Genomic DNA, 17014 nt, shown 5'->3' on the forward strand with positions numbered 1-17014 from the left:
TCGGGAAACTCTGGGTAAAGCCGCGGGATTCTAACCTAAATGTTAGCTGTCCGGCGTATCCCTCAGCCGCACCGGCGGGATACCTCCCGCTCGAGGGCGGCCGCGCGCTGCTGGCGCTCGCGTTCGGTCATGCGTACTTCGTCGCCGCTCTCGTCGACGATGGCCACTGCTCCCTGCATGATCCGCAACTGCCGTTGCAGCCGGGCGCAGGCGCGCAGGCGCTGTTGCTGTTCCCGCTGCTGTTGCTGGCGGCGGTTCCGGTCGTAGTCGTCTTCGAGAGTGGCCAGTGTGACGCGGCGTTCGCTGCGCGATTCCCCGGTGGGCACGGCCTGGGCGTCGTTGACCGGGCGCAGCTTGCCGGACAGGTCTTCTGCCTGGGCCTGCCGGGGCGGCCGGTCACCGAAGTGCACCTTGCCCTCTTCATCCACCCAGCGGTAAAGCCCGTCTGCGCCGGCCGCAGGGGCCAGCAGCAGGAGTGCCAGCAGGCTGCTGCCGGCGAGTCGGCTGCTCACTGTGCGTCCTGCGGCGGTTCTGCCTCGGCAGTCTCCGCCAGGGTGCTGAACAGTCCCGCCGAATGGCGGTTGGGGATATGGTAGGTCTGCAGGATCAGCGGCTCCTGCTCACGGGCTGCGGCGGCATCCAGCACCATGCGATAGCCTGCCTCATCGCGGAGTTCGACAAACTGCTGCTCGTTGCTCTCCATGAGCTGGGCAAACTCGTCAAAATCCGTCACCTGGTGCCCATTCACTGAATCGATAATCCAGTTTTTCCAGTCGTGGTAGCCCAGGTTGACCCCGGCCGGCAGCACCTTCAGGGCCACCACCAGTTCGCGCCGTCCCTGCTCGCTCCACTGGTTGCGGGCGTACAGGTACTCCACCGGCGCCTTGGAGTGCCAGTTGTTGCCCCAGCGCTTGATCAGGTTCATGTTCAGCGGCACGAACACCACGCCGCCGTAAATGTAATAACGCGGCCGCTGGTCGAACTTCTCTGCCACCACCAGCGAGCGCGACGGGGATGGGGCGGCCAGCTCGACTTCCGCCTCGATGATCTCCCCATCGCGGGCGAATTTCACCGGCAGCTTGTCTCCCACATGGTAGAGATCCGCCGCGTAGTGGTAGTTAGTGCGCTGGTTCTCGCGCCACTCCACGGTGCGGTCGGCGGCAACTTCGTAGCCGTCCACTTCCAGCAGTACATCGCCCGGCTGGAGCACCCTGGCCGCCGGGGAATCGCTGAACACCTTGACGATCAGCGCGCCCTCCTGGTCCTCGCCCAGGCCCGCGGCGCGCTTCATCGACGGGCTTTCCATGCTCTGGGTGACTGCGCCCAGCTCCGGAAAGCCCTGGTGTACGCCGTCTTCCGCATCTTCCAGCACGTGTTCGATCACGCTCGGCGGGACGAAATAGCCAAGGTTCTCGGCACCCTGGCTGTGGTTGGTCTGCATCGCCACGCCGACGATGCGGCCGTCGGAAATGACCGGCCCGCCGCTGTTGCCCGGGTTGATGGCGGCGTCAATCTGGCCCGCCATCAGGTAGCTGCCCGCATGGGCATAGAACTGGTGCTCTACCCGCGACAGCACGCCGCGGGTGATGGACAGGGACTTGCCGCCCATGGGGTAGCCGTACACCGATACCTCTTCCTGCAGGTCCGGCAGCTCGCCCAGGTCCAGCGGCCGGGTGCCCTTGAAGAAATCCTCGTCCTCCACGGTCAGCAGGGCCAGGTCGGCGTCGTGGGAAACAAAGGCCACCTGGGCGAGGAACTTCTGTGCGTCGCCGTGGCGCTGTACCTGGATAAAGCTGCCGTTGGCCACCACGTGCGCATTGGTGAGGATGCGCTTGCCGTCGATGACGGCACCGGAACCGGACAGTTGCTTGGCATTGAGCAGCGACCAGGGGTTGAAATAGTCCGGCGCGGCGGCGGTGGTGTAGATCTTGATGATCGAGCGCTTGAGCTGTTCGTGCTCGCGGTTATCGGCCACGGCGGCCTGGCACAGCAGCAGGAGGATAGCGGCGAGGCTGAGGATTCTTGTCATCATCGATAGGTGTCCCGTCGGTGTGGGGGCCGGTTGTGGGGCCAGTTTAGCAGCTGCGGTCCAGCGGACCGCCTGCTGGGTTCTTTGTATGGCAGGCGGGTCGGTATGGTCCCGCCGGGCCCGGTTCAGTCCTGCTCGCGCAGGAAGCGGTGGATCTGGCGGCGCTGCTTCTTGTTCGGGCGTTCGCTGCGGATGCCAGCATTGGCGGCCTTGCGCTCCGCGGCCTCGCGTGTCCGTCGCGCGCGGCTCGCCTCGGTCTCGCGGTACAGGGTCTGGGCAATCTCGGCGCCGCGGCGCTGGTCCGACAGGGCCAGCACCTCGACTTCCAGCTGGTCCCAACCCTGGCGCAGGGTCAGCGTGGTGCCGGTGGTTATCTCCCGGCTGGCTTTGACCCGCTGGCCGTCCAGGTGCACCTTGCCGCCCTCGATCATCTGCTTGGCGATGCTGCGGGTTTTGTAGAAGCGCGCGGCCCACAGCCACTTGTCGATACGTACTTTTTCCATCGGGGGATTACAGCGCAAGGATTTCTTCGAAATGGTGGATGGCGGGAAAGTCGGTGATATCCCGCAGGGGGCCGCGGCTGTCCGGCTGGCGGATACAGACCAGGTGGCCGATGCCGTAATCGCGGGCAGCGGCGAGGACATGCTCGTTATCATCCACGAACAGGGTGCGATCTGGCTCGAACTCCACATACTCGCGCAATGCCGACCAGAAATGGGTGCTCTCCTTGGCGTGGTTCAGCTCATGGGAGGAGATGATGCCATCCATCCAGCGGTCGATGCCGGTGATCTCGAGCTTGTGGGCCAGCCCGTCCGGGTGGGCATTGGTGACCAGCAGGACGTGCTTCTCCATCTGCCGCAGGGCTTCCAGGAAGGCCTGGGTCTGCGGGCGCAGGGCGATGCGGTCCTCGATCTCGCGCAGGACCGCCGGGATATCCAGCTGCAGCTCCCGCGACCAGAAGTTCAGGCAGTACCACTCCAGGGTGCCGCGGCGGGAATCAATCTGCTTGACCAGCTGCTCTTCAGCTTCTTGCAGGTTCAGTCCGTGGGTCTGCGCGTAGCGCTGGGGCAGGTGGGTCAGCCAGAAGTGGTTGTCGTAGTGCAGGTCGAGCAGGGTGCCGTCCATATCCAGCATCACCGTGTCGACGTCTTGCCAGTCCAGCATGCGGTCGGTAAACCTCTCCAATCGAAGGCATGTACAACCTATTATGCCCGATTATGCCCCGGCCCGCCGCACGCCCTGCAGCATCGCCAGCTGCGCCCCGTAGTAGAAGGTCATGACCAGCGTGCCGGCCAGGGGGACCGTGACCAGGAACCGGTTGAGGCCGATCAGGGTATCGGACAGCAGGAAGGCCAGGGCACCGCAGTAGAGCAGCGTGGCCTCGCCGCGGTGCGCCGCGGCGGCCATAGCCATGGCCACGCTCGCCAGCAGGTAGGCGGTGACAGGGAGGGTGAGATCGCCGGCCGCCGGCAGCAGCACCTGCGCCAGTAGCAGGGCCGCGCCCAGCACCGGCAGCCCGCGGCGCAGGAAGCGCACCGAGCGAAAATCGGCGCGGCGCAGGAAATTGGCCGTGTAGGTCAGCTGGGCGACCAGGAACGCGGCCAGGCCGGCCACGAACTGGTTGGGGAAGTCGAGTGCCAGCAGTACATCACCCAGGGCGCAGAAGGCCAGCGCAGTTGCGGTGAGAATGCGCCCGGTGCCGGCCAGGCGCCTCAGGGCCAGCCAGAGGAGCAGCGCGATGGGAGCGGCTTTCACCAGTGCCAGCCAGGGCGTGCGAAATCCCATGGCATCGAAAATAATGTAAGCGACGGCGAACAGCAGGAAGGCACCCAGCGTTCCCATATCCCCGCGCGTGGTCTGTGCGGCGCCGGATCCTGCGGCTGCCGTGGTTGCGGTCGTGGTCATGTTCCCTGTTTTCTTCTAATTGTGTTTTCCTGTACGGGGCAATCGTGCCGGGAATCCGGCGGCAGGGGCCCGGCCAGAGTGGTCGCGGTTCACCCCGTCACCGGCGCCAGTATCCGGCACGCGCGCGCAACGTGCAATGGTACGGGGTCCTGCGACAGCCACGGGGCAGTCGAAATAAACAACAAGGAGAGCGGTAGCTATGAAGGTTGAAAACATTCTCGAGACAATCGGCAATACCCCACACGTGCGGATCAACCGGCTGTTTCGCGACGATATCGAAGTCTGGATGAAGGTAGAGCGCTTCAATCCCGGCAGCAGCATCAAGGATCGTATCGCGCTGGCCATGGTCGAGGAGGCCGAGCGCAGCGGCGCCCTGAAGCCCGGTGGGGTCATCATCGAGCCCACCTCCGGCAATACCGGTATTGGCCTGGCGATGGTGGCAGCGGTACGCGGTTACCGGCTGATCCTCACCATGCCGGAGTCCATGTCGCTGGAGCGGCGCCGTATCATGAAGGCGATGGGCGCGGAGATAGTCCTTACCCCGAAGGAGACCGGCATGCCGGGGGCCATCGAAAAGGCGGGCGAGCTGATGCAGGAATACGACAACAGCTGGATGCCGCAGCAGTTCCGCAACCCCGCCAACGTGCAGGTCCATCGCGACACCAGTGCCCGCGAGATCCTCGCCGACTTTCCCGAAGGCCTCGATTACCTGATCACGGGTGTCGGCACCGGTGGCCATATCACCGGTTGCTCCGAGGTTCTCAAGGAGCGCTTCCCGGACATGAAGACTTACGCCGTGGAGCCGGAGAAGTCCCCGGTTATCAGCGGCGGGGAGAAGGGGCCCCACCGGCTGCAGGGCATCGGCGCCGGATTTGTGCCGGATATCCTCAACACCCGTACCCTCGATGGCACCATCCAGGTATCGGAAGAAGACAGTTTCGAGATGGCACGCCAGTGCGCCGCGCAGGAAGGGATCTTCGTCGGCATTTCGTCCGGTGCCACCCTGGCCGCGGTGAAACAGCGCCAGGAGGATTTTGATCCCGGCAGCCGCGTACTCGTATTCAGCTACGACACCGGCGAGCGCTATCTCTCGATCGATGACCTGTTCCCGGCCTGAGCCCGGGATGCAGGCGTTATCGGCGGCGGGGGATTACGCGTATAATCCCGCCCTCGATAACCAGGGGGATTCATGGGTAAAGAACTGGACAGAAAAGAGCTCCTAGAACAGGTAATTGCTATCTGCGAGCGTGCCGGCGAGGCGATTCTCGAGGTATACCACGACAGCGCCGATCTCGAGGTGGATACCAAGGCCGACGACTCCCCGGTGACCGCTGCCGACCTGGCCGCGCACCGGGTACTGGCGCCCGCGCTCGCCGCGCTGGTCGAGGGGGTGCCGGTGCTGTCCGAGGAACAGGAAATGCCCTCGTTCGACGAGCGCAGCCGCTGGCAGCGCTACTGGATCGTCGATCCACTGGACGGCACCAAGGAGTTCATTCGCCGCAACGGAGAATTCACCGTCAATGTGGCGCTGATCGAGGACGGCGAGCCGGTGCTGGGGGTGGTTTACGTACCGGTACTCAACATCACCTACGCCGGCTGCAAGGGTGCCGATGGAAATATCGCCTTCAAGCGCACCGCCACTGGCGAGCGGGAAATCCGCGTGCGTTCCGTGCGTGCGCGGCTCGATGCCGGCGAGCCGGTGGAGCTGGTGGCCAGTCGCAGCCACGGGGCCGGAGCGGTTGACGCGCTGCTGGAGCGCATCGAGGGCAAGCTGGGTCACACGGGACTCAAGAACATGGGCAGCTCGCTCAAGCTGTGCCTGGTGGCCGAAGGCGCAGCCGATCTCTACCCGCGCCTGGCGCCAACCTGCGAGTGGGATACTGCCGCTGCCCAGGCCGTGGTGGAGGCCGCTGGCGGCACTGTGGTCGACGACCGCTTCGAGCTGCTGCGCTACAACCGCAAGGATTCCCTGCTCAACCCGTATTTCTACGTGATTGGCGATCCCGCCTTCGACTGGCGCGCCCTGCTCGCCGACTGAGGCGGTTCCCTCCCGGCCTGCTAAGCTCTTCTCTGCCGCGTCTCCCCGGGACCCGGGCCGTTGAGGCCCGCCTCCCGGGGCGCGGTACGCGAGTCTGTCACCACCGGCAGTCCGGGGTTGAGCCATGCCCAGTTACAGCAGTCCATACGCCGCCCTCAGCGAGGTAGAAATACGCCGGTTGCGCCAGCAACTGGAGGAAGAGATTGCCTGGCTGAACTGCCAGCTGGAAGCCGGCCACGAAGAGGACGGCGCCCCGGACCTGGCCCTGGCACAGACCTACCGGGAAATGATCTTTTCCCGCCGCGCTCTGCTCGGGCGCCTGCCCCGCTGAATTGCCTGTGCCCACCAGGGCGCCCACCAGCCGCCGCGTGCGGCAGATAGCCTCCCGCGCCAAGCCAGCACAAAACCTGCAATCGGGTCTACGCTTGGTGAGTTAACGCCATAAGAGTAACGGCCGATGCGCTACCCGGTAGTGATCCACAACATCGAATACGCCGGTTACGGTGCCATTGCACCGGACCTTCCCCACTGTCACTGCCACGCGGAAACCCTCGACGACATCCTGCAGAAAATGGCCGAAACCATCATGCAGCGACTCGAGGAACTGGGCGCTGCCGGTGGCGTGCCCCCGGAACCCAGCGAGATAGACAGCCTGCGCCAGAACCCCGCCTACGACGATGGCCTGTGGGCCATTATCGATGTGGCGCACGAGCAGTTTTCACCCAAGGCGCAGCCCTGAATTTACGAGGAGCGCTTTTCTGCACCAAGGAAGGTTGTAATGAAAAAGGTCACGTTTGTTGCGGCACTCTTGTGCGCCAGCCCCGCCCTGGCCATCGAGTGGAACAATCCTTTTGTCGGTATCTGCGCCGGAGAGTACCAAGTGGTCGGGACCATCGGCGCCGGCGCCGGTGAGTTGCAGGTCAACAAGGACCGCGACGGGTTCGCCTATGCCAGCGTGGGACTAACCCCGACAGTGGGGGTGTGGCAGACCGAGTTGCGCTACTCCTACTTTGACGACGGTGGCGTGTCATCGGACCTGTACGGCCTGAATTTCAAGGTCGATTTCAGCCTCGACTGCGACATACAGTGCCTCTACTGGATGGCGGGGTGGACCTACGGCGAGTTCGATGTCGACACCATCGACATTGACAACAACCAGGTTACGCTCCTGGTGGAAGAAGATGGCAATGACGACTTCTGGCACGCCGGTGTCGGCTATCGCTACCGCTGGACCCGCAATTTCGACACCTCGGTGGAGTACATGTACAACGATGTCGGTGACGTGGTCGACTTCGACCTCGGTCACCTGCGGTCACTGACGCTCAACTTCAGCTATCGCTTTTTCGGCCCGCAGTAACCGGCGGGAGTCGCGGCATCAAAGCCGGCCACTGCGCTTGAGGCGCCAGTAATTTTCCACCAGCGCCAGGTGCATTCGCTCGGGCCTGGCATCGGCGACGATAACGTTGCGCGCGCGCAGGTGCTGCAACAGCCGCTGGCGCCGCTGTACCAGGTCCACCGTGGCCAGGTGCTCCAGCGCCGCCGGGAATTCCTCCACCGGTGATCGCACCAGTTCATCCAGGGCCCGCTCCCGCAGGCTGGCGACCATCACCAGGTGCCGGCGGGAAAGCAGTTCCACGGCTGCCAGCAATTCGTCGCTGTCCTCGTCCCGCAGGTTGGTGACCAGCACCACGAGCGCCCGCTTTTGCTGGCTTTCCATCAGCTCTCGCGCCGCAGTGCTGTAGTCGCTGTGGGCGGTGCTGGTGTGCAGGTCGTAGACATGGTTGAGCAGCAGGTTGATGCTGTCGTCGCCGCGCGTGGGTGCCAGCCGGGCGCGGCGCTGCCCGTTGCCGGTGGCGAATGCCTGCAGGCCGACAGCATCACCTTGGCGCACGGCCACGTAGGCCGACAGCAGCAGCGCGTTCAGGGCGTGGTCGAAATGGCTGTAACCATCGTCCCGCGCGCGCATGCGCCGGCCGCAGTCCAGCAGGTAGATAATCTGCTGGTCCCGCTCATCCTGGTACTCGCGGCTGATCAGCCTCCGCAGGCGGGCGCTGGCCCGCCAGTCCACCTGGCGCTGGCTGTCGCCACGACGGTATTCCCGCAACTGGTGAAAGTCCATTCCCTCACCGCGCCGCTGTTGCTGGTTCAGGCCCAGGTAGCGCAGGCTCTGTTCGGTTGACAGGGCCTGCAGGGAGGAAACGCCGAGGAAGTCGGGATACACCCTGGCCGATGTGGGCTCACCCAGGGTGACTTTTTTCTGCCACAGTCCCCAGGGCGAACTCACCAGCGCCTCGATACGGCCGAACCGGGCCTGCCCGCGGCGCTGCGGTGTCACCGGGTATTCCACCCGGGCCGCCTGGCCTGGCTGCAGCTCGACTTCGCGCGGGAGTCCGGCGGCGGCGAGTTGCGGGGGCACCTGGTCGCAGGTCTCCAGCCGCAGGCGCCGTTCCCCGAGATTTTCCATTTCCAGGGTTACCGTGCTGCGCACACCGAGGGCCAGGTTGCGGGCCAGCTGGCGGTTGCCATCCAGCCCCGGGACCCGGTAGCCGGTCAGGGCATCCAGCAGCATCCCACCCAGCAGTGCGGCCCCGGCCGTCCACCAGAGCATCACCAGCGGCGGCTGGAGTTCCGGCAGCCAGATCCTGCCTGCGCTCACGGCCAGTGCCGCAGCGCACAAGCCTGTCGCCAGCTTTACCAGCCTGGCGCTGGGCCGCATCGCCGGCAGTCTCACAGGCGCGGCGCCTCCACCGTGTCGATGATCTGGGCCAGTACCGAATCGGGGGTCTGGCCGTCTATTTCCATATCCGGCGACAGGCCCACCCGGTGGCGCATCACCGGCACGGCCATGGATTTCACGTCGTCCGGCAGCACGAAGTTGCGCCCGGCCAGGAGCGCCTGGGCCCGCGCGGCCTGCAGCAGGCCGATACTGGCGCGGGGGCCGGCACTGCGGCGCAGCTGTGCGTTGCCGCGGCTGGCGCGCACCAGCCGCACCGCGTAGTCCACCACCTGGCGGTCCAGCTCGACCTCGGGAACCAGTGCCTGTAGCTGCCGCAGCCCGTCCACGCCCAGTTGTGGGGCCTGCTGCACCTGCAGTTGCCGTTCGATACGACCGCTGCTCGCCGCAGTTGCCAGCTGCACCTCGGCTTCCATCGAGGGGAAGTCGATCAGCACCTTGAGCAGGAAGCGGTCCAGTTCGGCCTCCGGCAGCGGGTAGGTGCCCTCCTGCTCGATCGGGTTCTGGGTGGCGAGGACCATAAAGGGTGCCGGCACCGGCAGCGCCTCGCCGTCGATGGTGACCTGCTGCTCCTGCATGACCTCCAGCAGGGCAGCCTGGGTCTTGGCCGGTGCCCGGTTGATTTCATCGGCCAGCAGCAGGTTGGTGAATACGGGGCCCCGGCGCACCTCGAAACGGCTTTCACCAGTATTGAAGATGGCGTGGCCGGTGACGTCGGCGGGCATCAGGTCGGGGGTGAACTGGATACGCCGGAAGTCGCCGCCGAAACAGCTGGCCAGGGCCCTGACCATCAGCGTCTTGCCCAGGCCGGGCACGCCCTCGAGGAGCACGTGCCCGGAGGCGAGCAGCGCGATGATGACCTGGTCGACCACCTCCCGCTGGCCGATCAGCAGGCGATTCACTGTATCGCGCAGCGCGGCGATCTGCGCAATGGCCGCGTCCCAGTCCCGGTCGGGGGTGTCGGTGGTGCCGGGCTGTCCTTCCCGGGTCGGTGCGGTGGGTTCGCTCATAGGGTTGCCTCTATTCTTTGCAGACAGCGGATTTGCTGGGTGAACGCTTCCTCGTTATCCGGCTCGGGCGCACCCCACAGGCACGCGGCGATGGTGGACTGGTCCATGCCGCTGGCCGCGGCAAGCCGCTGGCACAGGCTGCGCCGCATGGGGGCACTGGCCTTCCCGGCACCGAGCCGGCGCAGCACGCGGGAACGGTAATCCCCGAGCAATTGCCGGCAGCGGTCGTCATGCCAGTAGTAGTAGCCGCAGGCGGCAATATGTTCGCGCAGCGAGCGGCGCGCGGTTTCCGCCTCCGGTATTGCCAGTCCGAACCGGCTCGCGCGGTACAGCAGCCACAACAGCAGGGCCAGTGTCCCGGCGAGGAAAAACTCGGCAGCATAGCGCGCGGCCAGCTGGCCGAGGGAATCGAAACGCGGCCGTGCCAACAGCACGAATTCACCCGCGCCGGCCAGCTGGTAGAGCAGCCAGGCGTGGCCAAACTGGCCGATTCGCTGGGACTGCCAGAGAGTGTCGTCGGCGAGCAGGGTTATCTGCCCGGCGCCACGCGAAAACTGTATCAGCGGCACGCCTTCGGACTGGTTGTCGATGGTTGCCCAGAATACCGGGCCGCCGGGGGCCAGCCCCCGCTCTATGATATCCGGATGCTGCAGCAGCAGTGCCGGGTCGAAGAAAACCTGGAATTCATCGCCGGTGCCGGCGGTAAGTGTGCTCAGGTACTCGGCGCCGACCTTCGGCTGGCACAGGTCGTCCTCGATCTTCAGTAGCTCGGCGAGGGTGCGGTTGAACTCGCAGGTGTCCCCGCCGCCGGGGCGGCTGTACACCGGCAGGGCGAACTTCAGGAAATCGTCCAGTTCTCCCTCGGTGACCGTCACATCCAGGGCTTCCAGCAGCGCGTCACCGCCATCGCCGTCTGTCTGCCGCGCGATGACAATGGCATGGCCGCCGCGCTCTACCCAGTGCATGAACTCCTGCAGGCGATTGTCGTTGTAGATGAAGCTGGAGCTGCCCAGCAACAGTGTGTCGTCCTCCCGCAGGCTGCGAATCGAAGCAATGTCCTCTTCCCGCCTGACGGGCAGCCCCGTGTGGTCTAGGAAGCGCTCCGCGGCCAGGTAGGGATTGCGGTAGGCCTCGGTGCTCCAGCCGCTATCGCGCTCCTCGGTATAGCGCTCGAAGAAGGTCAGGAACACTGCGGCGACCGCGAACAGTGCCAGCGCCAGTGCCCCGTACAGCAGGTGATTACGCTTCATCGCTGAAGATCTCCCGCCAGTGCCTGCAGTGCTCGCGCAGCCGCTCTTCGCTGGGTGCGCGGTGGGCATAGGCCAGCAGCTGCCAGTCGCCGGTCAGCTTCCACATAAAGGTCACCAGCTGTTCGCTGACGCCGCCGGGCGCGACCTCATGCTCGACGATGCGGGCGCACTCGTGCTCGGTATGCTGGTCGCCGAAAGCAAAATCGTAGTGGCTGATCAGGTGGGAGAGCGTCGCCCGGTACAGCAGGCTGAGCGCGGGGCGGGATTCCCCCCGCTGCCACAGTGCCATCACTTCCGCGCACACGTCGTCCGGCAGGCTCTCGCGGGATACGTCCAGCCCGAACAGCACGCCGGGGGATTGCGGGGCATCTTTGCGTGCAGGGCGGCGCAGCCGGAACTGCAGCCGCTGCCGGTGGCGCCAGAGCAGGTAGCCGCACAGGAACACGACGCCTGCCCACAGCAGCACCTCGGTGACCCCGGCCACAAGCGGTCCCCAGCGGGATTTCTCTTCGCTGTCCCCGTCGCCGCCCAGCAGGTCCACCAGCCAGAAGAAGAATTCAACCAGCCACTCAGGCAGTTGCTCCCGCTGGGTCTCGCGGTCCTTTAGCCGCCAGCCGCTCTCTTCGCGCACTTGGTGAAAATCCTCGCCTTGCAGGACCTCCCCGATCTGTTCGCGGGCCTCGGCCGGTGTCTCCGGTGCCCCGGCCCACGCCGGAGCCGGGCCGCTGCCCAGGCCCGCGGTGATTACCAGGGCAAGCAGCAGCGGCAGCACAGCAGCCCGGCGGGATTCGCGCGGGGAGGCGACCTGCCGGCGCTGGCGCAGCTTGCGGAACTGGATCTCGATGTCCCAGCCCTCGAGCTCGATGCGCCGGCTGATATACAGGCAGAAACCGCAGGTCACGTAAAATGGTGCCAGCGCAGCCATGGTCAGCAGGTAGAGCCCGTTGGCAAACCACAGCGCTGCCTGTTCGTGGCCGGCAATAATCTGCCCCCAGTCCAGCTGCAACTGTTCGGGTACCAGCAGGTACACCACCGCGGCGAGGGCGAGCCACAGCACCATCTCCAGGTGAAAACCCACCAGCGTGAGCCACGAGGCTGCACCGGCGAATTTGCGGTGGAGTACGCTGATACGCGCCTTGCGCCGGGCGCCGGTACTGCCCTCCAGGAGAGTCACCGGCAGGTCGAAGGACCGCGTGGGGCTGAGCCGCCGCCAGGTCAGCCAGGCCAGCCAGTCCCGCCGGTTGAGGGAGAAGAACTGTTTCAGCGCTGCCCCGGCCGACATGCGCTCGGAAAACAGTGCGCGGCTCGCAATTAACAGGGGCAGGCGGTCGAAGGCCGGTTTAAGCCACCACACCAGCAGGAAACCCCAGCCGGGGGATTCCGGCAACAGCCACAGGATCAGGGCAAAAGCGGCTGCGGCCGGGACCAGCCAGGCAGCGAACATGGCCGGCCAGTGGCGCCGCGCGAGGGCGACGCCCAGGTCGGTAGACTCCCAGGGCGTGCGCAGCCGCGCGCGGATTGCGAGTTGGTCAAGGTTCACTGCGACCCTCCCCGCGCCCGGCGAAGGCGAGGTAACCGAGTACCAGGGCCCACAAGGTCGCGCCGGTGGCCAGCTTGAGCCCGGCGGGCAGGGACTGCCCGGAGGACCAGAAGGCCTCCAGGAATGCAGCGATCACCAGCATCAGGAAGGTGCCGTACATAATCTGCATGGCGCTGGCGGCAGCACGCCGCAGCGCAGCCGTGCGCGTGCGGCCGCCGGGATCGATCAGCGCCTGGCCGAGGCACAGGCCCGCCGCGCCGGACAGGGCGATGGCGGTCAGCTCGAAGGCGCCGTGGCCGATGACAAACGGATAGAAGGTGCTGCCGAAGCCGATGCGGGTAAGGTGCCCGGCCACCGCCCCGATATAGACGCCATTGAACACCAGGAAAAAGATGGAGCCGATCCCGAACAGGAGACCGGCGGCAAAAGTGCGGAAGGCGATACCGATATTGTTCTTGATATAGAAGCCGAACATGTACAGGTCGGATTCCGCCCCTCGCTCCCGGCCGGGCGTTCTCCCGGCAGGATCGTACATCGACTCGAACGTCGCCACCTGCTCGGGCGGCAGCAGGGTGTAGACGAGCGAATCATCCAGGTAGCAGCCGAGGCCCAGTACCAGTGCCGGGAGCAGGAACAGGGCCGTGGCCAGCCATACCGCCCGTGCCTGCGCGCGCACCGCGCGGGGGAACCCTGCGAGAACGTAACCGACCCAGGCGCTCTTTTGCAGCGGTCGCCGGCGGTAGATCCGCTGGTGTGCGGCCATTACCAGGCGGTTCAGGCGCTCCAGCAGGTCGCGGGTGTACTGCCGCTCTGTGGCGACCGCCAGTTGCTGGCACACCTGGCGATACCGCGCGGGAAGGTCAGCCACCCTGCCGCCGTCGGTGCGCAGCGCGGCTTCCAGTTCGAGCCAGCCGGCTTCGTGCCCGGCCTCGAAATCCCGCTGTTTCATCTCAGCGGGCCCCCAGCAACCACAGGCCGATGCCACGCAGGAACTGCAGGGCATTCGCGCCGGTCTTGCCCGTCACCGGTTCAAGCAGCCCGGCCAGCTCTTGCTGGCGCGCCTCGCTGAGATCCCGGTGGCGCTCGGTGAGGCTGATGATCGCGCGCTGGTCCTCGGCGTCGAGCCCCCGCGGCGGCACGCAGGCCGGCAATTCGGGCAGGCTCGTGCGGGCACCTTGCGCAGCGCGGTAAATCACCACCGTATCCGCCGCCATATCCCCGAGGCGCCGGAACTGTCCCGAGAGGGTCATGCTGACCAGGCCGATCCCGTAGGCAAATGGCAGGAAATCGGCAAAGCGCAGCAGGTTGCGGAGCAGTGAGGCGCTCCAGGAGACAGGTGTGAGGTTAGCGTTGACCACCGCCAGGCCAAACGCCTGCTTGCCCGGAGTCTGGCCGTTGCGCAGCACTTCGAACACCACCGGGTAAAACCACTCGAGCAGGAAGGAGCCCACCAGCCACAGGCCCCAGCCGGCAGTATTCAGGCCGGCCAGCATCAGGCCAACCCACAGTGCAACCACAATCAGGGTGCGGTAGAAGAGGTCGACGGCGTAGGCCAGGATGCGTGGCACAGGCCCCGCGGCCTGTGCCTGCAGGTCGATACCTTCGGGGGTCTCAACCGTGTAGCTGGTATCTAGCAATGTGGGTACCGCTTGGGCCGGATCAGTCTTCGGCGCGGCCGAAGATATTGCGGTAGGCGATACCGCCGGCCACCATTACGGTCGGGATTGCCCAGATCAGGCCGATCATCAGCGCCAGGGCGCCGGCCAGGTAGACGAGGATGCACACGATTCCCAGCCCGAAGAAGGCAAACCAGTGCTTGGTGATGGCCTTGCGGGAGGTCTCCAGGGCTTCCCACGGGCCCAGGCCCTTGTCGACGATCAGCGGCAGGGCCAGCATGTAAGCGATCGACAGGTAAATACCCGGCAGTACCAGTAGTATGAAGCCGATTACGATGAGGATGCCCATCAGGATACTGCAGATTGCCAGCGGCACGATCTTGTCAAAATAGGAATAGACGATGCTGCCGGATACGACCTCATCGCGGGCAATCTTGATACCGATCATCATCAGGCCTGCGGTCAGCGGGGCCGTGACCGCTGTGATGATCAGCTGGTGAAGCAGGGATGGGCCATCAGTGATCGATGAGGTAACCGAGACAGAAGTGCCCTCGGCGCTCCAGTTATTGATGCCGGTAAACATGCCCGCGATAAAGTCCACGATCACGTAGGCAAAAATGTACAGGAGTACTCCCAGCCATATAGAGCCCTTGTTGCCGCTGATGCGACGCCAGGCTTCGGACAGGATTCCCCCGATCGGCAGGCTGTAATCGCCCGCGAGGCCCTTTTCCAGCGACCCGTATTCGCCGCCATGTTCGCCGGAAGTGAGCTCTGCCTCTGGCGCCTGGTAAATATCGCTCATTAAAAACTCCATTTCTTGCTGTTTTTTATTCCGCGGGCCGGATAGCTTTTGTGACGGGCCGGCCGTTTGAGCTGATAAATATCTCACAGCGCCCGGGAATGAACAATGACGCGCCGTTACAGGTGTCGCCATGGGTTTCCCTCCTGGGGCGGGTGCTCCGGGGCACCGCGCCATGGCGTTCGTGCACTGGTCGTTACCTTTCGCTAACATTTGCGGCACCTGTTCCCGAGGAGAGAAATCCGGTGAAGAAACTGATTGTGGTTGTGCTCCTGCTGGGCGCAGCCTATGTGGCCCTGCCCTGGTATACGGCCAGCCAGATTGCCGAGACGGCGCACCAAGAGGAAATCGAGCGTTTCCGCGGTTATGTCGACCTGCCGGCGCTGCGCGCCAATCTCAGGGCACATATGCAGCAGCAGCTGCGCGATTCAGTGGATAGTGAAGTGTCGCCGGAACTGAACGAGTTCCTTGCCGCCGGTGCCAACCTGTTCCTTGGGCCGCTGCTGGAAGGGCTGGTCACCGCGGAGGGACTGGCCGCCCTCTTGCGTGGGGGTGACCAGCTCTGGCAGTTCGAGCGTGAGCTCTATCGCCAGGAGCCGGGTGGCCGGGCACCCCGGAGACGTGACGCCAGTGATGGCGACAGCCAGCTGGAGCTGCAGGGCTGGCACTTCACCGCTTTCGACCGCGCTGCCGCAGACTACGGTACCGGCGACGCCGCCGAGCTGCGTCTGATCCTGGAGCGCCAGGGGCTGCACTGGCGCGTGGTGGACCTGCGTTTTCCCGAAACCGATACGGACAACAATGATGAAAATGGATGAACCGGTTAATGTCTTCGGCGATCCCCTGCTGGCCTGCGGTACCGATCCCATGACGGGCTTTTTCCGCGATGGCCACTGCAACACCTGCGCTGAAGACCAGGGCTCGCACACGGTGTGCGTGGAGGTGACGGAGGACTTCCTGGAGTTTTCCCGCAGCAAGGGCAATGACCTTACCACCCCCCGGGACGAATTCGGTTTCCCGGGGCTGGCGCCAGGGGATCGCTGGTGCCTGTGTGCCGCGCGCTGGCTCGAGGCACACGAGGAGGGCACGGCCCCGCGGGTGTACCTGCAGCGCACCCATATCCGGGCGCTCGAGGTGGTGCCGCTGACGGTGCTGCGCCGTTACGCGGCCGACCTCAACTGAAACCGGGCTTGCTGTTCCTGACAGAGGACGGAGTCTATGAAAGACCTGCGCGTTGCGGCCATACAGATGACCAGCAGCCACTCTCCGACTGCCAACCTGGAGCGGGCTGGCGCACTGGTGCGCCAGGCGGCGGATGCGGGGGCGGAGCTGGTGCTGTTACCCGAGTATTTCGCCCACTTGGCGGATGGTGGCAGTGCCGGCGTTGCCGAGGCATATGCCCCCGGCGATGCAGATCCGGGCCACCAGCCAATCCAGGCCGCACTGCAGGGCTGGGCGCGCGACTGCGGGGTGTGGCTGGTGGCCGGGGCGATGCCCCTTTCCCAGCGCCCGGACGGCGAAGCTGTGGCCGGGCAGCGAATCCGCTCGGCATGCCTGGTCTACGATGAGCAGGGTGTGCTGCGGGCCCGCTACGACAAGATGCACCTGTTCGACGTGGAGGTGGACGATGCCGCCCGCAGCTATCGCGAGTCGGCCGGAATCGAGCCCGGTGATGCCCCCCGGACAGTGTCCACGCCCTGGGGCCGGCTGGGCCTGAGCATCTGCTTCGACCTCAGGTTCCCCGAACTCTATCGCCAGCTGGCCGCCGATGGCGCCGAGATCCTGCTGGTGCCGTCGGCCTTCACGCGCGTCACCGGCAGGGCGCACTGGCTTACCCTGCTCAAGGCACGGGCAATCGAGAACGGCTGCTTTGTGGTTGCCGCCAACCAGTGCGGCGAGCACTCCCCGACCCGGCACACCTGGGGCCACTCCGCCATACTGGATCCCTGGGGCGAGGTGCTGGCCGAGGCCGGCGCCAGTGAAGCGGTGCTCGTGGCCGACCTTAAAGCGGAGCGCCTGGCTGAAGTTCGCGCGCAGATGCCCCTGCTGGAAATGCGCAGGTTACATCCATAGGGGTGCATCTGGATTCCCGA

General features: G+C 65.4%; 20 protein-coding genes. 8 read left to right on the plus strand and 12 right to left on the minus strand.

The genetic code is table 11. The features are described from left to right. Positions 1-62: 62 nt before the first annotated feature. The 5 genes from BLT26_RS13345 to BLT26_RS13365 all read right to left on the minus strand — a co-directional run bounded on the left by BLT26_RS13345 (position 63) and on the right by BLT26_RS13365 (position 3934). Complete coding sequence (locus BLT26_RS13345; protein ID WP_091515339.1) at positions 63-512, minus strand: DUF4124 domain-containing protein; 450 nt, start codon at positions 510-512, stop codon at positions 63-65. Next, the gene (locus BLT26_RS13350; RefSeq protein ID WP_091515342.1) at positions 509-2032 is read right to left on the minus strand and encodes a S1C family serine protease; all 1524 of its coding nucleotides are present in this window, start codon (positions 2030-2032) and stop codon (positions 509-511) included. Before BLT26_RS13350 ends, BLT26_RS13345 begins: the two co-directional genes overlap by 4 nt. A gap of 122 nt (positions 2033-2154) precedes the next feature. After that, positions 2155-2532, minus strand: a complete 378-nt coding sequence (locus BLT26_RS13355; RefSeq protein WP_091515345.1) for an RNA-binding S4 domain-containing protein — start codon at positions 2530-2532, stop codon at positions 2155-2157. 7 nt (positions 2533-2539) lie between these two features. Next, the gene (gene yrfG, locus BLT26_RS13360) at positions 2540-3193 is read right to left on the minus strand and encodes a GMP/IMP nucleotidase (RefSeq protein ID WP_091515348.1); all 654 of its coding nucleotides are present in this window, start codon (positions 3191-3193) and stop codon (positions 2540-2542) included. Between the two features lie 51 nt (positions 3194-3244). After that, complete coding sequence (locus BLT26_RS13365) at positions 3245-3934, minus strand: lysoplasmalogenase family protein (RefSeq protein ID WP_245720711.1); 690 nt, start codon at positions 3932-3934, stop codon at positions 3245-3247. A gap of 199 nt (positions 3935-4133) precedes the next feature. Here BLT26_RS13365 and cysK point away from each other — a divergent pair, with 199 nt between their 5' ends. From cysK to BLT26_RS13390, 5 genes are all read left to right on the plus strand, one after another. Then, positions 4134-5051, plus strand: coding sequence for a cysteine synthase A (gene cysK / locus BLT26_RS13370; protein WP_091515353.1), 918 nt, complete (start codon positions 4134-4136; stop codon positions 5049-5051). Positions 5052-5123: 72 nt separating this feature from the next. Further along, on the plus strand, positions 5124-5972 hold the full coding sequence (cysQ, locus tag BLT26_RS13375; RefSeq protein WP_091515356.1) for a 3'(2'),5'-bisphosphate nucleotidase CysQ: 849 nt from the start codon (positions 5124-5126) through the stop codon (positions 5970-5972). A gap of 124 nt (positions 5973-6096) precedes the next feature. Further along, a complete protein-coding gene (locus BLT26_RS13380; RefSeq protein WP_091515360.1) occupies positions 6097-6303 on the plus strand; it encodes a hypothetical protein in 207 nt (68 codons plus the stop codon). Between the two features lie 126 nt (positions 6304-6429). Then, entirely contained in the window at positions 6430-6711 is a 282-nt protein-coding gene (locus BLT26_RS13385; protein WP_091515364.1) for a type II toxin-antitoxin system HicB family antitoxin, read from the plus strand. A gap of 39 nt (positions 6712-6750) precedes the next feature. Next, positions 6751-7329: an outer membrane beta-barrel protein gene (locus BLT26_RS13390; RefSeq protein ID WP_091515368.1), complete on the plus strand. Its 579-nt coding sequence runs from the start codon at positions 6751-6753 to the stop codon at positions 7327-7329. 18 nt (positions 7330-7347) lie between these two features. Here BLT26_RS13390 and BLT26_RS13395 read toward each other — a convergent pair whose 3' ends face one another. From BLT26_RS13395 to BLT26_RS13425, 7 genes are read right to left on the minus strand one after another with little or no spacing between them, the layout of a single operon-like run. Then, entirely contained in the window at positions 7348-8703 is a 1356-nt protein-coding gene (locus BLT26_RS13395; RefSeq protein WP_217631445.1) for a DUF58 domain-containing protein, read from the minus strand. Beyond that, positions 8700-9716: an AAA family ATPase gene (locus tag BLT26_RS13400; protein WP_091515375.1), complete on the minus strand. Its 1017-nt coding sequence runs from the start codon at positions 9714-9716 to the stop codon at positions 8700-8702. The genes BLT26_RS13395 and BLT26_RS13400 overlap by 4 nt, the downstream gene beginning before the upstream one ends. Next, entirely contained in the window at positions 9713-10966 is a 1254-nt protein-coding gene (locus BLT26_RS13405; RefSeq protein ID WP_091515378.1) for a DUF4350 domain-containing protein, read from the minus strand. Before BLT26_RS13405 ends, BLT26_RS13400 begins: the two co-directional genes overlap by 4 nt. Continuing rightward, the gene (locus BLT26_RS13410) at positions 10956-12506 is read right to left on the minus strand and encodes a hypothetical protein (protein ID WP_091515382.1); all 1551 of its coding nucleotides are present in this window, start codon (positions 12504-12506) and stop codon (positions 10956-10958) included. Before BLT26_RS13410 ends, BLT26_RS13405 begins: the two co-directional genes overlap by 11 nt. After that, the gene (locus BLT26_RS13415; protein ID WP_091515386.1) at positions 12496-13455 is read right to left on the minus strand and encodes a stage II sporulation protein M; all 960 of its coding nucleotides are present in this window, start codon (positions 13453-13455) and stop codon (positions 12496-12498) included. Before BLT26_RS13415 ends, BLT26_RS13410 begins: the two co-directional genes overlap by 11 nt. Before the next feature lies 1 nt (position 13456). Next, complete coding sequence (locus BLT26_RS13420; protein WP_091515389.1) at positions 13457-14143, minus strand: RDD family protein; 687 nt, start codon at positions 14141-14143, stop codon at positions 13457-13459. A gap of 22 nt (positions 14144-14165) precedes the next feature. After that, positions 14166-14924 carry a DUF975 family protein gene (locus tag BLT26_RS13425; RefSeq protein ID WP_139169556.1) on the minus strand — a complete coding sequence of 253 codons (759 nt, stop codon included), beginning with the start codon at positions 14922-14924 and terminating at the stop codon, positions 14166-14168. Positions 14925-15166: 242 nt separating this feature from the next. Between BLT26_RS13425 and BLT26_RS13430 the strand changes: the two genes are divergently transcribed. From BLT26_RS13430 to BLT26_RS13440, 3 genes are read left to right on the plus strand one after another with little or no spacing between them, the layout of a single operon-like run. Continuing rightward, positions 15167-15739 (plus strand): DUF2939 domain-containing protein, encoded by a 573-nt coding sequence (locus tag BLT26_RS13430; RefSeq protein ID WP_175453121.1) that lies wholly within the window; start codon positions 15167-15169, stop codon positions 15737-15739. Then, a complete protein-coding gene (locus BLT26_RS13435) occupies positions 15732-16103 on the plus strand; it encodes a DUF2237 family protein (protein ID WP_425435284.1) in 372 nt (123 codons plus the stop codon). The genes BLT26_RS13430 and BLT26_RS13435 overlap by 8 nt, the downstream gene beginning before the upstream one ends. Before the next feature lie 36 nt (positions 16104-16139). Further along, the gene (locus BLT26_RS13440; RefSeq protein ID WP_091515404.1) at positions 16140-16994 is read left to right on the plus strand and encodes a carbon-nitrogen hydrolase family protein; all 855 of its coding nucleotides are present in this window, start codon (positions 16140-16142) and stop codon (positions 16992-16994) included. Positions 16995-17014: the final 20 nt, after the last annotated feature.

It is taken from the genome of Microbulbifer yueqingensis, assembly GCF_900100355.1.
Taxonomy (GTDB): Bacteria; Pseudomonadota; Gammaproteobacteria; order Pseudomonadales; family Cellvibrionaceae; genus Microbulbifer; species Microbulbifer yueqingensis.